The sequence below is a fragment of the Odoribacter sp. AF15-53 genome (genome assembly GCF_003479425.1).
Taxonomy (GTDB): Bacteria; Bacteroidota; Bacteroidia; order Bacteroidales; family Marinifilaceae; genus Butyricimonas.
The window spans coordinates 297497-315797 of record NZ_QUHC01000004.1; the positions used below are offsets into that span (position 1 = coordinate 297497).

Annotated in this window: 15 protein-coding genes; 10 read left to right on the plus strand and 5 right to left on the minus strand. The window is 45.4% G+C overall.

The window, feature by feature from the left end:
• The first annotated feature begins 3 nt into the window (after window positions 1-3).
• Both xseB and dacB read left to right on the plus strand, forming a co-directional pair.
• A complete protein-coding gene (gene xseB / locus DWW52_RS11000; protein WP_118715552.1) occupies window positions 4-201 on the plus strand; it encodes an exodeoxyribonuclease VII small subunit in 198 nt (65 codons plus the stop codon).
• Window positions 201-1580 (plus strand): D-alanyl-D-alanine carboxypeptidase/D-alanyl-D-alanine-endopeptidase, encoded by a 1380-nt coding sequence (gene dacB, locus DWW52_RS11005; RefSeq protein ID WP_118715553.1) that lies wholly within the window; start codon window positions 201-203, stop codon window positions 1578-1580. Before xseB ends, dacB begins: the two co-directional genes overlap by 1 nt.
• A 38-nt stretch (window positions 1581-1618) precedes the next feature.
• On the opposite strand, the gene DWW52_RS11010 is transcribed toward dacB, so the two are convergent.
• The gene (locus DWW52_RS11010; RefSeq protein WP_118715554.1) at window positions 1619-1948 is read right to left on the minus strand and encodes a DUF5684 domain-containing protein; all 330 of its coding nucleotides are present in this window, start codon (window positions 1946-1948) and stop codon (window positions 1619-1621) included.
• Between the two features lie 229 nt (window positions 1949-2177).
• On the opposite strand from DWW52_RS11010, the gene DWW52_RS11015 reads away from it, so the two are divergent.
• Window positions 2178-2912: a response regulator gene (locus tag DWW52_RS11015; RefSeq protein ID WP_118715555.1), complete on the plus strand. Its 735-nt coding sequence runs from the start codon at window positions 2178-2180 to the stop codon at window positions 2910-2912.
• Window positions 2913-3278: 366 nt separating this feature from the next.
• Here DWW52_RS11015 and dnaK read toward each other — a convergent pair whose 3' ends face one another.
• Window positions 3279-5189, minus strand: coding sequence for a molecular chaperone DnaK (dnaK, locus tag DWW52_RS11020; protein WP_118715556.1), 1911 nt, complete (start codon window positions 5187-5189; stop codon window positions 3279-3281).
• 373 nt (window positions 5190-5562) lie between these two features.
• Between dnaK and DWW52_RS11025 the strand changes: the two genes are divergently transcribed.
• Window positions 5563-8613: a tetratricopeptide repeat protein gene (locus DWW52_RS11025; protein ID WP_118715557.1), complete on the plus strand. Its 3051-nt coding sequence runs from the start codon at window positions 5563-5565 to the stop codon at window positions 8611-8613.
• Window positions 8614-8624: 11 nt separating this feature from the next.
• Window positions 8625-9353, plus strand: coding sequence for a glycosyltransferase (locus DWW52_RS11030; protein ID WP_118715558.1), 729 nt, complete (start codon window positions 8625-8627; stop codon window positions 9351-9353).
• A 41-nt stretch (window positions 9354-9394) separates the two neighbouring features.
• Here the strand turns inward: DWW52_RS11030 and DWW52_RS11035 are convergent, their stop codons facing one another.
• Entirely contained in the window at window positions 9395-9661 is a 267-nt protein-coding gene (locus tag DWW52_RS11035) for a GNAT family N-acetyltransferase (RefSeq protein ID WP_118715676.1), read from the minus strand.
• A 104-nt stretch (window positions 9662-9765) separates the two neighbouring features.
• Here DWW52_RS11035 and DWW52_RS11040 point away from each other — a divergent pair, with 104 nt between their 5' ends.
• On the plus strand, window positions 9766-10599 hold the full coding sequence (locus tag DWW52_RS11040; protein ID WP_118715677.1) for an endonuclease VIII: 834 nt from the start codon (window positions 9766-9768) through the stop codon (window positions 10597-10599).
• On the plus strand, window positions 10596-11069 hold the full coding sequence (locus tag DWW52_RS11045) for a GNAT family N-acetyltransferase (RefSeq protein WP_118715559.1): 474 nt from the start codon (window positions 10596-10598) through the stop codon (window positions 11067-11069). Before DWW52_RS11040 ends, DWW52_RS11045 begins: the two co-directional genes overlap by 4 nt.
• A gap of 37 nt (window positions 11070-11106) precedes the next feature.
• Here the strand turns inward: DWW52_RS11045 and DWW52_RS11050 are convergent, their stop codons facing one another.
• Window positions 11107-12606 (minus strand): IMP dehydrogenase, encoded by a 1500-nt coding sequence (locus DWW52_RS11050; RefSeq protein WP_118715560.1) that lies wholly within the window; start codon window positions 12604-12606, stop codon window positions 11107-11109.
• Window positions 12607-13563: 957 nt separating this feature from the next.
• Between DWW52_RS11050 and DWW52_RS11060 the strand changes: the two genes are divergently transcribed.
• Window positions 13564-14607, plus strand: coding sequence for a linear amide C-N hydrolase (locus DWW52_RS11060; RefSeq protein ID WP_118715562.1), 1044 nt, complete (start codon window positions 13564-13566; stop codon window positions 14605-14607).
• Between the two features lie 191 nt (window positions 14608-14798).
• Window positions 14799-15623 carry a prolipoprotein diacylglyceryl transferase gene (gene lgt, locus DWW52_RS11065; RefSeq protein ID WP_118715563.1) on the plus strand — a complete coding sequence of 275 codons (825 nt, stop codon included), beginning with the start codon at window positions 14799-14801 and terminating at the stop codon, window positions 15621-15623.
• Window positions 15624-15906: 283 nt separating this feature from the next.
• On the opposite strand, the gene DWW52_RS11070 is transcribed toward lgt, so the two are convergent.
• The gene (locus DWW52_RS11070) at window positions 15907-16902 is read right to left on the minus strand and encodes a PCMD domain-containing protein (RefSeq protein WP_199691985.1); all 996 of its coding nucleotides are present in this window, start codon (window positions 16900-16902) and stop codon (window positions 15907-15909) included.
• A gap of 201 nt (window positions 16903-17103) precedes the next feature.
• On the opposite strand from DWW52_RS11070, the gene DWW52_RS11075 reads away from it, so the two are divergent.
• Window positions 17104-18174 carry a nitronate monooxygenase family protein gene (locus DWW52_RS11075; RefSeq protein ID WP_118715679.1) on the plus strand — a complete coding sequence of 357 codons (1071 nt, stop codon included), beginning with the start codon at window positions 17104-17106 and terminating at the stop codon, window positions 18172-18174.
• Window positions 18175-18301: the final 127 nt, after the last annotated feature.

Here is an 18301-nt window from a genome sequence, read left to right on the forward strand (position 1 = left end):
ATTATGGAAGAGAATTTGACATACAAGTCAGCCATGGAGGAAATTGAAAACCTCGTGAAGTTGTTGGAAGATAATAAATTGGATGTAGATGAGTTGAGCGAAAAAGTAAAAAGAATAGCAGTGCTTGTTGAATTCTGTAAAGGGAAGTTGCACCGGACTGAAGAGGATGTGAACAATGTGTTGAAATCCATTGTCGAGTGATGAGATTTTGTGGGTTGGGAATAGGATTCCTGTTTGTGGTTTCTCTCGTTTCCGGGCAGAATCAGACCACGGTGCAGCACTTCTGGAATCAAAAAGAGGTAAAACATGCGGCGATTGGCGTGTGCGTGAAGCATGTGGAGAGCGGGGATGTCGTGTATGAATATAATGCGGGTATGGCTTTGCGTCCGGCTTCCGTGGTTAAATTACTTTCTTCCGCTTTGGCCTTGAAACGGGAAGGTGATTCTCTGACTTACAGTACAAATGTTTTTTACTCGGGAAAGTTAGAAGAAGGTGTGCTTGCCGGGAATATTATCGTGCGGGCGGGAGGAGACCCGTCTTTGGATTCGAAATATTTCCCAGAAGCTTGTTTCGTGGATAGTGTCGTTTCGGCGGTACTAGGTATGGGAATCAGACGAGTTATCGGGAATATCATCGTGGAAACAGGAGATTCTCCTTCTCGGATTCCGGGTTCGTGGCCTTGGGAAGACGTGGCGAATTATTACGGGGCTTTATATCATTCTTTTAATTACCGAGATAATACTTACACGCTTAATATGAGATCGGGAAAAGCGGGTACTCCCGCCCGGTTGCTATCTGTTGTACCCTCCGTTCCGGGGGTTAAATTTCGGAACGAGGTTTTATCTTCCGTGAAGAACTCGAATGATGCGTGGATATATGGAGGACCGGAGGCGGCGACATTATTAATTCAGGGGACAATTCCTGCCAATCGTTCCTTGTTTGCGGTAAAGGGAGCGATGCACCGTCCGGAAGATTGTTTTCTGGTTGAAGTAGAGAAGCGATTAAAGAAAGCGGGCGTGGTGGTGGACAAGCAAGAGGTTGAGAAGGGAAACAACGGACGGCAACTCTTGTTGACGATGATTTCTCCTTTATTGAAGGATATCGTTTTTTACACGAACAAGAATAGCGTGAATCTTTTTGCTGAAGCGTTGGGTTATTTGATCAGCCCGACAGATTACGCGAAAATTGTGAAGGAAGAATTGAATCATATCGGGATTGATTCTTGCGGGATTATCTTGAAGGATGCCTGTGGGCTTTCCCCGGCGAATGCTGTTCCGGCAGAAACTTTTACGGATTTGTTACTTTGGGCAAGAGAAAGTTTGGGAGATGCCTTTCTAGCTTCGTTACCCCGGGGAGGGGTGGATCGGGGGTTACGGGTATATTCTGATCATCCGGTTTTGCGAGGGAACGTGGTTGCTAAAACGGGTTCCATGTTTGGCGTGCGGGCGCTTTCCGGTTATTTGAAAAACAAGAAAGGGGAGACGCTTGCTTTTACGATTCTTGTTAATAATTACGAGGGTGATCCCGTGAAGGTGCAAGAGATTATGCGGGATTTTCTAAGAGAGATGGCAGAAAAATAAAACCGACTTCTAAAAGTCGGTTTTATTTTGTATTGAAATTATTCATTTTTAAATTGAGCATCCCCGAATGCTAATATCGGGTATGTGATGAAGGGGAAGAAGATCGTTGCAATCGTGAACCCGATACCTTTTCCGAATTTAGCTAAGAATTCCTTCAATGCGATGATCATCATGATAACGTTAGCGATCGGGATAAAGATCATGATCAAAAGCCACCACCACGGTCTGTTAATGATTTGAAGCATCACGTAAAGGTTGTAAATAGGGATAATGCCTTCCCAGCCTTGTCTTCCTGCTTTTTCATAGACTTTCCATGAAGATACGAGCATTAACACCACGATCAACAAGTAAATAATAGAAGTTAACATAGGTTTGATTTTTAGTTAAACATTTTATGTGTCTGAAATAAATAAATTCTTCCCTAATACTGTACACACTGTATTTTCGGGACAAATGTACAAAAATAGGAGTGATAACCCAAAGATTTTTGCGCTAATATTAGGAGTGTTTTGTTACAAAAAGTAAGTTTTGTTTGCTTCTTGTGTGAGGTGAGTTTCTTTTGTGCCTGTTTTTGGAATTGAGTGAAGGGGGAAAGATATGAGTATGCTGATAGATGGGAACAGGTTATTTCAAATACGGTCTTCGAATTCCACGGGGAAAGGATTTGTTCGCTGCGCTTATCGAATCATGGGCGATCTAGTGGCGTTTTTCGTGGAGGATTCCGGGTGTGGAATTCCCAAAGATAAAATCCCGACAATCTTTGATCGTTTCACAAAATTGAATACCTTTGCCCAAGGTTCGGGGTTAGGATTGGCTATATGCAAAATGCTTGTTGAAAAAATGGATGGAAGCATAGGGGTACAATCCGAGGAGAATGAAGGTTCTATATTTAAATTTACAATTCCTTATCAAGAAATTGTTATCGAAACGGATATAAACGATATGGAAAATAACGATATTAAAGAAAACATAAGCGCGGGTAGAACGATTCTTGTGGCGGAGGATGTGGAGAGTAATTTTCTTCTACTAAAAGCTATTATCGGGAAAACTTATAATCTGCTTCATGCGTGGAATGGGAAAGAAGCTGTCGAGCTATACGAAAAATCCCAGCCTGATCTTATTCTGATGGATATCAAGATGCCGGAAATGGATGGATTGGAAGCCACTCGGATCATTCGTCAATCTTCTCAGGAAATTCCAATTATTGCTTTAACTGCATTTGCGTTTGATGACGACCGAGTGAAGGCTCTGGGGGCTGGATGTAACGACTACCTGACCAAACCTCTGTCGGCCGTGTTGTTGAAACAGACAATCGCTAAATATTTAGTATAGAATAGCCTTTGGCGAGTTGCAGGTTTTGTAGGTTACAAGTAGCAAGTTATTTCCCTGCAAAGCAACTCTTTTTATAATCACAGAATCTATTCGCTTTTAGTTTTTTAACTTTTAGCTTTCTATCAACCCCTTTGGCTCCTCTTAAACAGGGGAGGGGATATTTTCGTGTAGAGTTGGAGCGTTTTCTTGTGTTCGTTACTCCTCTTGTTTATTTTGGATTTAACTATTTTAGATTCCAACCGCACAAGGGATAGCCTGCGGTGAGTTGCAGATTATAAGTTTAAAAATTTTTGAATAAAAAAGGTTGGCAAGTAATAGGTATTAACCTGTACTTGCCAACCTGTATTTATAACTTGTCTTTGGAGGTTATTTCACTTCCTCGAAATCGACGTCTGTTACTTCCTGGTCTTTTCCCCCGTTAGCTGATTGTTGTTGATCGGCGTGAGGAGCTCCTTGTTGTGCGCCGCCTTGTTGTTGTTGGGCGTTGTACATTTCCTGAGAAGCGGCTTGGAACACGTTGTTCAATTCGTCGATAGCTGAATTGATCGCTGCAACGTCCTGAGCTTTGTGAGCGTCTTTCAGTTTTTGCAAGGCAGCTTCAATCGGTTGTTTCTTGTCGGCAGGTAATTTATCTCCAAACTCTTTCAATTGTTTTTCAGTTTGGAAGATCATGCTGTCGGCTTTATTGATCGTGTCAATGCGTTCTTTTTCCTGACGGTCGGCTTCCGCATTAGCGGCTGCCTCGTCTTTCATTCTCTTGATATCGGCATCTGAAAGTCCGGACGAAGCTTCAATACGGATGGATTGCTCTTTTCCGGTAGCTTTGTCTTTTGCGGATACTTTCAATATACCGTTGGCATCAATATCGAAGCTTACCTCGATTTGTGGTACACCACGCGGGGCTGGTGGTAGTCCGTCCAGATGGAAACGTCCGATCGTCTTGTTGTCTTTTGCCATGGGACGTTCTCCTTGCAGCACGTGAATCTCTACGGACGGTTGGTTATCTGCAGCCGTGGAGAACACCTCTGATTTCTTGGTCGGGATCGTCGTGTTGGATTCGATCAATTTCGTCATCACTCCACCTAATGTTTCGATACCCAAAGAAAGCGGGGTTACGTCAAGCAATAACACGTCTTTTACTTCTCCGGTCAATACACCACCTTGGATAGCGGCACCTACGGCAACAACTTCATCCGGGTTAACTCCTTTTGACGGGGCTTTGCCGAAGAAATCCTGTACCTTTTTCTGAACGGCCGGGATACGGGTAGAACCACCCACGAGGATCACCTCGCTGATATCCGATGCACTCACGTTGGCATTCTTCAATGCCCGACGGCAAGGCTCGATCGTGGCTTGTACCAGATGATCGGTCAGTTGCTCGAATTGTGATCTTGTTAACGTTCTAACCAAGTGCTTTGGAATTCCGTCTACCGGGAATATGTACGGCAGGTTGATTTCCGTTGAGGTAGAACTTGACAATTCTATTTTTGCTTTTTCGGCAGCTTCTTTCAGACGTTGGTGAGCCATCGGGTCTTTACGGATGTCCACGTTCTCGTCTTTCTTGAATTCGTCGGCCAACCAGTTAATGATCACGTCATCGAAATCGTCACCTCCTAGGTGAGTATCACCATCGGTTGATTTAACCTCGAACACGCCATCTCCCAGTTCCAGGATAGAGATATCAAAGGTACCACCTCCCAAGTCGAAGACGGCAATTTTCATATCTTTATCTTGTTTGTCCAAACCGTAAGCCAATGCTGCGGCTGTCGGCTCGTTGATGATACGTTTTACGGCTAATCCGGCAATTTCTCCGGCTTCTTTGGTCGCTTGACGTTGCGCGTCGTTAAAGTATGCCGGTACGGTGATCACCGCTTCGGTTACTTCTTGTCCGAGATAATCTTCGGCCGTTTTCTTCATTTTCTGGAGAATCATGGCAGAGATTTCCTGGGGTGAGTATTTCCGGTCACCAATTTCGACACGTGGGGTGTTGTTTTCCCCTCTTACAACTTTGTAAGGAACACGGCCGATTTCTTTTGATACTTGATCATAGGTTTCACCCATGAAACGTTTGATTGAATATATTGTTCTCGTCGGGTTCGTGATAGCCTGACGTTTTGCAGGATCACCTACTTTTCTTTCGCCGTTATCAACAAAAGCAACAATAGATGGTGTCGTTCTCCTACCCTCACTGTTAGGGATTACCACTGGTTCGTTACCTTCCATAACGGCAACGCAAGAGTTCGTGGTTCCCAAGTCTATTCCAATAATCTTTCCCATATTGTTTAATATTTATAATGTTATTATTTTCTATTTACTTTTTCGTTCTTTGTCCCTGAATAGTTTCAAGAACATTTATCTTTTATCAAACCGTGTGCCAGTTGCCAAATAAGACTTATTTTCACAAAAATGTCTTATCACGTGGCTGTTTGATGTCATATTTACTGACAGAACGTCATAAATCGAAGTGTGGTATCGAGCCAACGTGACAAGCTGGAAGTTTATAAGGTCCATAAGGACACCCGTGACCTTATGGACTTTATAAACTTTATAAACCTTATGGACTTTATGAACTTATTTTATATCTTTATACCCTTTAAAGGTCTTATACAATCGGTATAGTATATTAAGTTGTAGTGTAAAAGAGAATATCGTGAAAGAAATAGTTAGTAAATCTATTCAAGTGATCGGTTTCACTGCGGATGTTAATTATCAACAATCTGCCACGCAAGTTGGTAAAGATGCGTGGCAAAACAATATAATTCTACTGCGAGCGGGAAGTGGAGAGGAAAAATTCCGGAAGGTTCTGGATGAGGTGGAAGCGGATGAAATTATGCTGGTCGACCTAGATCGGGTGGCGTTGTCCGCGTTGAATGTCTGGGAACAAGATTACCGAAAGACGAGACGGGGGGACCATGTCTATTACGTGAGTAACCGGAAACGTAAACTGTGGTTCGGATTCATGGACACAGAGTTGTGGCGTGGAGACCGGGTTATCACGGATTCACCCGTGTTGATCGGGGAAAAGTCCCTGTTCATGAAGGCCTATGCCGGCGAGGATCTGGATGGTAATTTATTGCGGGCGGTGAGTTATAGCCTGCAAAAAGGATACGTGAAGTTCGGGAAATTGGAGACGACCGTGACGTGGAAAGATGCGGTTATTGATTCGAACCCGGCAGTGAATTATTTTTGGAAGGTTCCTTTCCGATTTTTGATGACAGGACGTTTCTTCTCGACCCTGTTCAATCCGACAGAGCGGTCCCGTCGGGACATGATCTATCGTATGCTCATGCTATTGTTCGGATTGTTTGTTTTTTTCTACATGCCTTATATCAGCAAGGATTATGGGATTAGCGGGGATGAGTTCGTGGATCACCGTCATTCAGGTTACGTGTTGGATTACTTCACGAAAGGGGATAAGGCCGCGTTGAATCAGCCAAAGACGGCGTTGCATCTTTATGGTAATTCCATGCAGGTCGTGGCGGCTGTCGTTGCCAACATGATCGGGGCGGATGACGTTTATGCCGTGCGTCATGTCGTTTGTGCGTTGGTGGGGGCGTTGGGTGTCATTGCGATCGGGCTTCTCGGGTTGCGCTTCGGTGGTGGATTATGCGGGTTGATTTCCATGTTGCTACTTTTTTTCTCTCCTCGCTTTTTCGGGCATAGCATGAATAATTTGAAAGATATCCCCTTCGCGGTGGGCTATCTGGTTGCGATATTTTATTTTGTACGACTGTTTGACCGTTATCCGGTGATCAAGCTACGTCACGTGTTGGGAGCCGTGCTGGGTATTGCGCTGGCGTTGGGAACCCGTTCGGGAGGATTGCTATTGTTCCCGTATCTGTTCATGTACGGTGGGTTGTTTTATATCTTGTGGGTCGGTTTCAAAGAATTCTATAAATTCCTGAAGTATCGTAAGGATGTCGAGAATATTCTGTTTCTTATCGTGATCGTGCTGTTTGTCGGCTATTTTTTGTCGATTATTACATGGCCTTTCGCGCTGGCTCGTCCTTTCACGAACGTGGTGGTATCGCTAAAAGAGTTCACGAATTATAATATCGGGTTGCGTACGATATTCGAGGGACAGCAAATGATGTCAAACATGTTACCCGTGCATTATGCTCCGAAATATTTAATGATCGGGTCTCCGTTGGTAGTGGTGGTCGGTTGTATCGGGTACCTCTTTTTCATGTTCTTCCGCAAGAAAGAGTTTTCATTACTCTCTTTCTTCTTTCTCTTCTCGCTGGTTTTCCCCGTGTTTTGGGTGATCTACCAGAAATCGAATCTTTACGGGGGAATTCGCCACTTGTTGTTTGTCATGCCGTTTATGGTGTTGCTGGCAGCTCGTTTCTGGACATTGCTGTTATCCGTTTCCCCGAAATACTTGAAGGGGATTGCTACTGTCGTGTTTATCGGGTTGTTGTTCCTACCCGCTCGGCACATGGCCAAGAATCATCCCAATGATTACGTTTATTTTAACGAGCTGGTGGGTGGATTACATGGTGCGTACGGGGACTACGAGACGGATTATTACTATAATGCCTTGAAGAAAGGCGTGGATTGGTTCAAGAAGAACGTGGATTATAAAGGACATCCGGTCCGGATAGTGACGAATCATAGCGCTAACCTGGAACATTATTTCCGGAAGGATACGAACGTGAAGATTGTTTATAGTCGTTATTACGATAAGTTTAGCAAGGATTGGGATTACATGATTTTTGATAACGTGTATATCAATAGTTTTCAGTTGAAGAACGGTCTTTTTCCCGTGAAGGAGGGATTCCTGTATTCCGTGGATGCCGAGGGGTTGCCGATGTGCGTGGTGGGTAAAAGGACATCCAAGGAGGATTATCAGGCGATCAAGTTGGAAGAAGAGAAGAAGTACCCGGAGGCCATTGACAAACTGGAAGGTTATTTGAAGGCTCACCCGTGGAACGAGGAGATGTGGATGCGGCTGAGTAAATTATATTATGCTTCCGGAAAACCGGAGGAGGCTTTACGGTGTACGGGAGAATCCTTGAAATGGCAGCCCCAGTTGATGGATGCCTTGAACATAAGAGCGTTGAGTGCCCTGGATTTGAAGCGTTTTGCCACGGCTCACCAGGCTGTGGACGCGATGTTGGCGCAAAATAACGTGGCTTCTTCTTCCTATTATTTGAAAGGATTGATTTATTATTCCGAGGGTAAGGATAAAGAGGCACTTGATTACGTGAACAAGGCCCTGAGGTATCATGGCGGAAACGTGCAGGCATTGGCTTTGGGCGGTGATATTCTGAGACGGAACCGGAGTTATTCCAAGGCGATCGAGCCTTACGAGAAGGTGGTGCGGGCCAAACGAGCGGATGAACGTGTTTTGCTTGCCTTGGCCGAATGTTATTGCCGCACGAATAATTATAAATTGCTGGATCAGATAACCGCTTTGTTGCGCGATCAAGGACGGGACAAAGTGGCTTTGCAAAAGATAGAGCTCCGGGCCTTGATACAACAGAAACGTATGGATGAGGCCGAGAAGTTGATGACGCGGATGAACGGGGTCGAGGAGGATAGCGAGTTGCTTCTGTTGCGGGCGTTGTGTGATCTCGCTGCCGGGCGTAGGGCTGCCGCGGTGGAGAACGCGGGGAAGGCGATAAAATTGGATCCTCGAAATGGCGAAGCGCTCGAATTGCAGCGTTTTTTGACGAAAGAGGTAGAGATTCGTAAATAAATAAGCAGCGGATGGAAAAAATATGTGTTATCATTCCTTGTTATAACGAGGCCCAACGCCTGGAAGTGGACGTGTTCCGGGAGTTTGTGAAAAGGGAGGGACGTTTTGACTTCTGTTTCGTGAATGACGGTAGTCAGGATAATACTTCCGAGGTCTTGCAACGGGTCGTGGAGCTGGAGCCGGAACGGTTCTTGCTGGTGGATAACGCCGATAACCGGGGAAAGGCCGAGGCGGTCAGGTGTGGAATGCTGTATGTCGATTCTTTAAATCGCTACACGGTCGTGGGATACCTGGATGCAGATCTGGCCACGCCTTTGGAAGATTTGTATTTGTTGGCCGACGAGATGGATCGGAAGCCGGAAGTCGGGATGGCGATGGGAGCTCGTTTGAAACGTCTGGGTGCCAACGTGCAGCGAAAAGCTTATCGCCATTACCTGGGACGCGGGTTTGCTACCGTGGTTTCCATGTTGTTCCAGCTTCCCGTGTATGACAGTCAATGCGGGGCAAAGCTTATGAAGAGTGAACTCATCCCCGTGGGTTTTGGAGAGAAATTCAATTCCGGTTGGCTTTTTGACGTGGAGTTGCTTTTGCGCGTTCGGAAAGAACATGCCGATTATGACCGGATTATTCATGAAGTTCCCTTGAATACGTGGATAGAGAAAGGGGATAGCCGCATAAAATTCAAGCATTTGCTGAAAATGCCTAAAGAGTTGTTCCATATCTATTGTCGCTACATGTGACGGGCATTAAAATTGGCTTCAAATCAAAAGCCGATTTTATATTATTGCAGGTATTCCGGGTGTCTTTTCAACCATACGGCAGCATACGAGCAGGTGCCTTCCGGTTTCAAATGGTTGGCTCTGGCATAATCATAAGCGGCTTCCGTGAGGGCTCCGGCAATTCCTTTTCCTTCCAGGGAGGGAGGAACGAAAGTGTGAACGATATCAAGACTGTTGTCCGTTAATCTGTATTCGGCGTAAGCGGTCATGCCTTCCAGTTCTATTTCAAAACGTTGCCGCGTGGGGTAGTGGGTGACTTTGTAGTTCATAAGTTTCATTTTTTTGATGTAACGAAAGTAATCAATAAAATGTTTTGTATCGCTTTTTCTATTATATTTGATTGAGAAAAGAGGATAAATTCAAACGAGAGATTATGATTGAAGCACCCGAAGCACTGTGTTTGGCCGAGCAATTGAATGAAACCATAAAAGGAAAAGTTATCACGGACGTTATTGCCGGTTACACGCCGCATAAGTTTACTTTCTTCCATGGAGACCCGGAAGCGTATCCCGCCAGATTGCTTGGTAAAACAGTGGATGGAGCCTGCGCGTACGGGGGAATGGTACAAGTAAACGCCGGGGATACCCGGATGGTTTTCAGTGACGGGGCAAACCTTCGCTATTACGCTCCTGAGACAAACCTTCCGAATAAGCATCAATTCCTGTTAGGGTTTGAAGATCAAAGTTGTATCATCGTTTCCGTGCGGATGTACGGTGCCGTGTTGTGCTTCGAGGAGGGGGATTTCGAGGGGAATTTCAAGGAATATTACACGTGTGCGAGGAATAAACCGCAGGTTTTGTCCGATGCTTTTGATAAGGATTATTTCATGGGGTTGATAAATGACGAGCCGGTGCAAAAGAAGAGTGCCAAGGCGTTTCTGGCTACTGATCAGATGATTCCCGGTCTGGGAAATGGTGTGTTACAAGATATTTTGTATATCGCCAAGATACACCCGAAAACGAAAATTGCGTCGCTTCCGGCGGAAAAGAGAGAGGAGTTGTTCTATTGTGTCAAGAAAGTGATGCGGGAGATGTATCAACAACGAGGACGGAATTCGGAAAAGGATTTGTTTGACAATAAAGGCGGGTATATCCCATACCTGTCTAAGGATACGATGGGGACCCGTTGCGTGCGTTGTGGTGATCTTATTCTGAAAGAGAATTATTTGGGAGGTAGTATTTATTACTGTAACACGTGTCAGGTATGAGATATTTTATTCGTCAGGCAATCGAAAGTGATATTTCCGCGCTGAAACAGTTGTTCCGGCAGACGCTCGCGGTCGTGAATATTGAAGATTACACGTCCGAAGAGATTGCCGATTGGGTTTCTTGCGGGGATAATGACGAACGTTGGCGGGAATTGGTGAACGATTATTACATGTTGGTTGCGGATGATCGTCTCAGTGATAAACTGGCTGGTTTCTCGGCTTTATCTTCACAAGGGTATCTGAATTCGATGTTCGTGCATGTAGATTATCTTAATCAAGGGGTTGCCTCGGCTTTGTTAAACAGGTTGGAGGAATGGGCCATGGAGCAACATATACGGGTGGTTACCGCCGACGTGAGTATCACGGCTTTAACTTTTTTCCAGAAGCAGGGGTTCGTGATCGAGAAGGAACAACTCTGGAAAGCGAACAAGTTGTTGTTGAAGAATTACAGGATGAGTAAATGTCTATAAATGAAAAATCCCGGAGGTTAATCCGGGATTTTTCATTTTATCTGTTGTGATCTTTCAAAATGACATCGTGAGCTCCACCTTCCACGATACTGGTGGAAGATACCAACGTGATCTTGGCTGTTTTCTGTAATTCCGTGATGGAGGTAGCACCGCAACTGCACATGGTAGACCGGATTTTACCGATCGTTACATCCAGGTTATCTTTTAATTTCCCGGCGTAAGGCACGTAGCTGTCAACTCCTTCCTCGAATTTTAGTGATTCGCTACCACCCATGTCGTAGCGTTGCCAGTTGTGGGCACGATTTGAACCTTCGCCCCAGTACTCTTTCACGTAAGAGTTATTTACCATTAATTTCTTGGTGGGAGACTCGTCGAAACGGGCAAAGTAACGTCCCATCATCAGGAAGTCGGCACCCATGGCGAGAGCCAGTACCATGTGATAATCGTGTACCAGTCCACCGTCACTACAGATCGGCACGTAAATACCGGTGTCTTCGAAGTATTTGTCACGGGCTTTTGCCACGTCGATCACGGCGGTAGCCTGTCCGCGTCCGATACCCTTTTGTTCGCGGGTGATACAGATGGAACCTCCACCGATACCCACTTTAATGAAATCGGCCCCGGCTTCTACGAGGTAGCGGAACCCGGCTTGGTCAACCACGTTCCCGGCACCCACGAGTACTTTTCCGTTATATTCTTGTTTGATCCATTGTAGCGTCTCTTTTTGCCATTCCGAGAAACCGTCGGACGAGTCGATGCACAAAACGTCAACTCCGGCTTCCACCAGGGCGGGGACACGTTCCTTGTAGTCGCGGGAGTTAATCCCTGCACCCACCAGTAACTTTTTGTCCGTCGTGTTCAACAATTCGTTCGGGTTATCCTTGTGGCTATCATAATCCTTGCGGAATACGAAATAAGCAAGGTTCTGGTCTTTATCAATAATCGGCAATGTATTTAATTTGTGATCCCAGATGACTTGATTGGCTTCGCTAAGAGTCATACCGATTTCTCCCACGGTTAGTTTGGAGAACGGGGTCATAAATTCCTTTACTTTCCTGTCTTTCGGGTCTTTCTCCCCGCGGTAATCCCGGCTGGTTACCAATCCCAGTAATTTACCGTTGGGTGTTCCGTCGTGCGTTACTCCCATCGTGGTATGTCCCGTCCGTTTCACCAAGGCGAGCACGTCTGCTAACGTGGCTTCCGGGGTGATATTGGAATCGCTGGTCACGAATCCGGCCTTGAATTTTTTCACCTTGCGAACCATTTCTGCCTGTGATTCGATCGGTTGCGACCCGAAGATAAATGACAATCCTCCGTTGCGGGCAAGTGCTATTGCCAATCCCGAGTCGGAAACCGATTGCATGATCGCTGAAACAAAGGGTATGTTCAGTTCGATGGCTGATTTCTCGCCTTTTTTATACTTTACCAAGGGTGTTTTCAATGAAACGTTGGTAGGAATACACTGTTTCGTGGTTAAACCGGGAATAAGCAGATATTCACCGAAAGTTCTTGATACGTCGTCTAAATAGATTGCCATAGAATTTATCTTTATACGAATTGATTAAAAATTGGGCAAAGATAGTCAAATTCCCGGAATAATCAGAGTCTCCCGGTTTATTTTTCAGAGTAAACGCGTGAAAACGCTTCTAACCCTTTGATTCAAAAGTTTATAAAGTCTATACAGTTCATAAAGTCCGTGGACCCTGCGGGAGCTTTGTCCATGGCAGCTAAGCTGCCGGTAAGCCTTGTCCGAAGGACACCCGTATCCCCGTATATTCTCACCGGAGACAAGTCGGTGATTCACTAGTGCTTCACTAATGCTTCGATTAGGCTTTAATTATACATCGATTATGCATTGATTGAATATTCAATCAATTTTCAGTCAACTTTCAGTTAACTTTCAATGAACTTATTAGCGAGACACTAGCGAGACTACGGTGCGGGTTACCGTCGTCTACCTTCCACCCTTGCTTCCTCTCGGGCAAATGCTTTCGCCTTGCTAGAGTCGAGAACTTGTTTTTTGTTCAATCATGTTTGACTCTAAAATACTAATCAGTTCACTAAAATTGTAGTAATTGCTAGTAACCATGTTGTTAATTAAATAAGTCGGTGTTTGGTTTATTTTATTTTTAGCGCACCAGGCGACGTGTGATTTAATCATGGTTTTAACCCGCTTGTCAATCTCCGAGGGTCTGGATAAATATTTATCAACTTGCGGGTAGGCAGAAATGTACCGGGGTAATTCGTCAAGGAATTTATCGGGATCTGCAAGATATAACATGGCGAAGTACAATATCACGGGTAAATCTTTTCCCAGGGTTGTTCGCCACGAGATGAACACGAATTCGATCACGATTGTTCATACACTTCGATGTTATAACTTTACAAATATAGTATATTTTGATAAAATCACCTGTCATATTTTAGATATTAAATAACCTAATTCCCTCTTTCTAGCGTATAAGAAGAAACAAATACATAAATAATTACACGAATGAAAACAAATGCATTTATCATTACTTTATTGATATGCTTGAGCGGTGTTATTTTATCCAACACGGCTGAGGCTTGTACCCGGGTGGTTTATCTGGGACCGAATGGGATGATCGTTACGGGTAGAACGATGGATTGGAAGGAAGACTTGCGTACGAATCTGTATGTATTCCCGAGGGGAATGAAGCGTGCCGGGGCAGATTCCGGTAACACGATTCAATGGACATCCAAATACGGCAGTGTCATCGCTGCCGGGTATGATATCGGCACGGCAGACGGGATGAACGAGAAAGGTTTGGTTGCCAATTTGCTGTATCTCACGGAATCATCTTACAATCGGCCTAATGACAATCGGCCCGTGATGGGAATCAGTATCTGGACGCAGTATGTACTGGATAACTTCGCGACGGTGGATGAGGCCGTGGCGGAATTGCGGAAAGAGACGTTTCGCATTGATGCGCCGGATATGCCTAATGGTGCGAAATCCACGATGCACCTGGCCATTTCCGATGCCACGGGAAACAGTGCTATTTTCGAGTATATCAACGGGAACTTGGAAATTCATGTCGGTAGACAAAATCAGGTAATGACGAATTCACCGACCTATCAACAGCAAATTACCTTGAATGATTATTGGAAGCAAATTGGCGGACTCGTGATGTTGCCCGGGACTAATCGGGCAAGTGATCGTTTCGTGCGGGCTTCTTTCTATATCGGGGCAATCCCGCAGACTTCCGACTGGCATATGGCCGTGGCTGGCGTGTTCAGCGTGATGAGAAATGTTTCCGTGCCTCTCGGAATTTCCACGCCGGATCAACCGAATATCTCTTCCACCCGGTGGCGTTCCGTGTCGGATCAGAAGAATCGGGTGTATTATTTCGAGTCCACGCTCACGCCTAATGTCTTTTGGATATCGTTGGATAAGCTGGACTTTTCCGAGAAGGCTCCCGTGCGAAAACTGAATCTTGCCAACGGGGAGATTTATGCCGGGGATGCGGCAGGTAAGATGGTGACCAGTGAACCTTTCCGCTTTTTGTTTCACTGATACACGCTCTAAAAGTCCGTAAAGTCCATAAGGTCCATAAAGTCCATAAGGTCGATTGCCCCCTGCGGGGCGCTTTGTTAACGGCAGTTTTAGCTGCCGACATATACTGTTCGAAGGACTTTTATGACTTTATGGACTTTTTCAGAAGTGCCTGTTGTGTAAATCTCGATTAAAGAGTACTTTCGCGGGTGATGAAGCATATCGAGTGGAATATTGATCCCGTTGCATTTTGGGTAAGCGAGGTACCGATCATGTATTATAGTATCCTGTTGATCGCGGGAACGATATTGTCCGTGTGGATACTGAAGCGGGTTTACCGGGCAAACGGGATTCCATGGGAGAATCTTCAGATTCTCGTGATGTTGAGTATTGCCGGGTTGTTTTTGGGTGCCCGGTTGGGGCATTGCTTGATATACGATTACGAGTATTATTTCGCGCATCCTTTGGAAATTCTGTTGCCTATACGAATAAAACCGGATGAAGGGGTGGTGTTCGTCGGGTATCAAGGGATGGCCAGTCACGGGGGGCTTGTGGGGTGGATTGTCGCGATGGTGGTTTATTCCAGAATGACGGGAGAGAAGATTTTACGTACCCTGGATTTGATAGCGTTAGTGTTGCCGTTAGCGGCTTGTTTTATTCGTTTGGGAAACTTTATGAACTCGGAAATTGTAGGAATTCCGACGAATGTCCCGTGGGCTTTCGTGTTCGAGCAGGTGGATGCTTTGCCGCGTCATCCGGCACAAGTGTACGAGGCGTTGGCTTATCTCGCGATCTTCGGGTTGAACATGTTGCTTTACCGGAGAGTCGGTTTGGATCGGTACCGGGGGATGTTTCTGGGTGTCACGTTGACACTCGTTTTTACGGCTCGTTTTTTGATCGAGTTTTTGAAGGAAAGGCAGGTGTCCTACGAGGATCAGATGGCGCTGGATGTGGGACAGGTGTTAAGTATCCCTTTTATTATTCTCGGTATATTTTTTTTCATTCGGGGAGTGTATAGAATGTCTTCCAGCAACTAATTACTCCCTGTATTCGAGCCGATTCGCTACGGAAGGAATATATCAGTACTACCATTATTCCAGGGTATAATCAGTTTTTTTCCAGACATTCTACAGGGCTAGCCGCCACTTGGCCGCCACCTAGCCGCCAGTTAACCGCCATTTTAACAGTAGTTATGCTTGTTGAACGGGGAATAGCTTTTGGCGAACGGAATCTATTGAAGATTTATTCCGAAGTTATAAGGATGGCACGGGGATAAGTGTTACTAGGGCAAGTGTTTTTTATCCGTTTCGAATAGTTGGGTTATTCGTAAGCCAGGCGGACGTTATCAACCCAGAATTTGTTTCCTATCGTCCCGATGTAGGCTTCCCCGTAACTGGATGATACTCGCACGAAAAGGTGGGTGGGTTTGTCATTCGTGTCGCCCCAGCCGACTTCTTCCACGGGTACGGATTTCCCTTTACTGTTGATGCAGTATAACGATTGTTCTTTAGGGATCAGTTGCATATAGCTTTTGTACCCGGCCTGTTTCGTGGGATCACCGTAGAGGATGGCCAGTCTGTAGTTGTTGTTCCAGTCGGGCGTGTTTTCGGAAATCCGCTCGACGGTAGTCCCGATCCGTTTGGCGTACACGTTTCCATTTTCATCTTCCCAACGTTTCTGGAGAATGACGTATATCTCGGCGGAATCACGTCCCGGGACATCAACGATCTTGCTGAAACCTGTTGCCTTGATACGGTGGTCCGTGCCGGGTGTTTCCATCTTGTAATCGAAGACTATGGCGGTGGGTGTTTCCGTGAAAGGAATTCCCGCGTTGAGTTTACTTTGCGGGTTCTTGGTATCCTTGATCGGTTCGAGCATCTCGCCCAAGTATATGGTTCCCGGAACGAGTACGGTAATATTCACGATCCCGAGTACTTTACATTTTTCCATGAGGGTTTCAACGCGGACACATTGGCCGTCATCCCGTTTCTCCGGGAACACGGAGATGCTGCATTTGGTTATGCCGCTGACTTTTGCCATCACGTTGGAAGTTCTCCACGGCGATACGGAAGAGCTGTTATAGGGTTTGTCTCCCCGGATCGTGTCAACGGGAGCCACCTCGTAAAGGATTTTCGTGTTTCCCCCGATCACGAAGGATTCGTCGATGATGCGTACCATCCAGCTATTGAAATCCCCGTACGGGATGAGCTTTTCAGTGCCTTTTTCCGGGGTCTGTGCTGTTACGAATAGGTTTATCCCGAGAAGGAAACTAAAACATAAGAATGCTTTTATTATCGTGGTCGTTTGTTTTTTCATTTCTTGTCGTTTTATATTGTTTCAATATTCTGTATTACGATAAAATGGTCTTGAGGTTGGCATGCAAGAAATGTGCCAGTGTTAATATTATGGTCGGATATTGTAAATTATGTTGTTATCGTGTTTATTATTAGGGGATACACGTAAATGTTAAATAAAAGAGCTATCTTTGAAGAGTTTTAAATATGTTGTAGTATGATAATGAAAAAATTAAATATTGGGAATCTGTCAATCTCGGTGCCCATTATTCAAGGTGGAATGGGGGTTGGAATTTCTCTCTCCGGTTTAGCATCGGCCGTGGCGAATGAAGGAGGAGTTGGCGTGATTTCCAGTGCCGGATTGGGATTGTTATACCGGAATATGTCGAAAGATTATATTCAGGCAAGTATCATGGGTTTGAAGGAGGAATTGCGGAAAGCTCGTGAGAAGACGAAAGGCGTGATCGGCGTGAATGTTATGGTGGCGATGTCGAATTTTGCCGATATGGTGAAGACGGCTATCGCAGAGAAAGCGGATATTATTTTTTCCGGGGCAGGTCTCCCGTTGAATTTACCGAGTTTCTTGCAAAAAGATAGCGTTACCAAGCTGGTTCCTATCGTGTCATCGGCACGTGCAGCGAAAGTGATTGCCGAGAAGTGGCATAATTTGTATAACTATTTACCGGATGCTTTCGTGGTGGAAGGGCCGAAAGCCGGGGGACACCTGGGTTTCAAGGATGAGCAGATTAATGACGAGCATTTTTCTCTGGAGCATATTTTGCCGGAGGTGATTGCCGAGGTGAAGGATTTGGAGGTGCATTACGGGAAGGATATTCCGGTGATCGTGGCCGGGGGAATTTACACGGGCGAGGATATCAAGCGTTTCATGGATATGGGTGCTGCCGGGGTACAGATGGGAACGCGTTTCGTGACGACGGACGAGTGTGATGCTTCCGATATTTTCAAGCAGACTTATATCGAGGCGAAACAGGAAGATATACAGATTATCAAAAGTCCGGTAGGTATGCCGGGACGTGCGATTTTCAGCAAGTTTATACAGAAAGTGAAAGAGGGCCAGAAACAACCCAAGACGTGCATGTGCAAGTGTATCAAGACGTGTGATATCAGTAAGAGTCCTTATTGTATTATCGCTGCGTTGTACAATGCTTTTAAGGGGAACATGGATAACGGGTACGCTTTTGCCGGGGCGAATGCATTCCGGGCAACGAAGATTGTTTCGGTGAAAGAGACTTTCCGGGCGTTACTGGATGAGTTCAGTCGTTCGGGAAAATAATAGATATTTATTACCTTCCTTTCGACAAGTCGGAGGAGGGTAATGCTTTTTTCATATTTTTCAACGGATTTAGGCGGGATGTAGGTTGTATGGTCTGCGTGTCGCCTATTCTTAATGGGTTTTCAAC

Coding starts and splice junctions, on each gene's coding strand:
- dacB (WP_118715553.1), top strand. CDS start 201: ATGAGATTTTGTGGGTTGGGAATAGGATTCCTGTTTGTGGTTTCTCTC.
- DWW52_RS11015 (WP_118715555.1), top strand. CDS start 2,178: ATGAGTATGCTGATAGATGGGAACAGGTTATTTCAAATACGGTCTTCG.
- lgt (WP_118715563.1), top strand. CDS start 14,799: ATGAAGCATATCGAGTGGAATATTGATCCCGTTGCATTTTGGGTAAGC.
- DWW52_RS11035 (WP_118715676.1), bottom strand. CDS start 9,661: ATGAACTACAAAGTCACCCACTACCCCACGCGGCAACGTTTTGAAATA.
- DWW52_RS11045 (WP_118715559.1), top strand. CDS start 10,596: ATGAGATATTTTATTCGTCAGGCAATCGAAAGTGATATTTCCGCGCTG.
- DWW52_RS11070 (WP_199691985.1), bottom strand. CDS start 16,902: ATGAAAAAACAAACGACCACGATAATAAAAGCATTCTTATGTTTTAGT.
- DWW52_RS11075 (WP_118715679.1), top strand. CDS start 17,104: ATGAAAAAATTAAATATTGGGAATCTGTCAATCTCGGTGCCCATTATT.
- DWW52_RS11060 (WP_118715562.1), top strand. CDS start 13,564: ATGAAAACAAATGCATTTATCATTACTTTATTGATATGCTTGAGCGGT.
- DWW52_RS11030 (WP_118715558.1), top strand. CDS start 8,625: ATGGAAAAAATATGTGTTATCATTCCTTGTTATAACGAGGCCCAACGC.
- dnaK (WP_118715556.1), bottom strand. CDS start 5,189: ATGGGAAAGATTATTGGAATAGACTTGGGAACCACGAACTCTTGCGTT.
- DWW52_RS11010 (WP_118715554.1), bottom strand. CDS start 1,948: ATGTTAACTTCTATTATTTACTTGTTGATCGTGGTGTTAATGCTCGTA.
- xseB (WP_118715552.1), top strand. CDS start 4: ATGGAAGAGAATTTGACATACAAGTCAGCCATGGAGGAAATTGAAAAC.
- DWW52_RS11040 (WP_118715677.1), top strand. CDS start 9,766: ATGATTGAAGCACCCGAAGCACTGTGTTTGGCCGAGCAATTGAATGAA.
- DWW52_RS11050 (WP_118715560.1), bottom strand. CDS start 12,606: ATGGCAATCTATTTAGACGACGTATCAAGAACTTTCGGTGAATATCTG.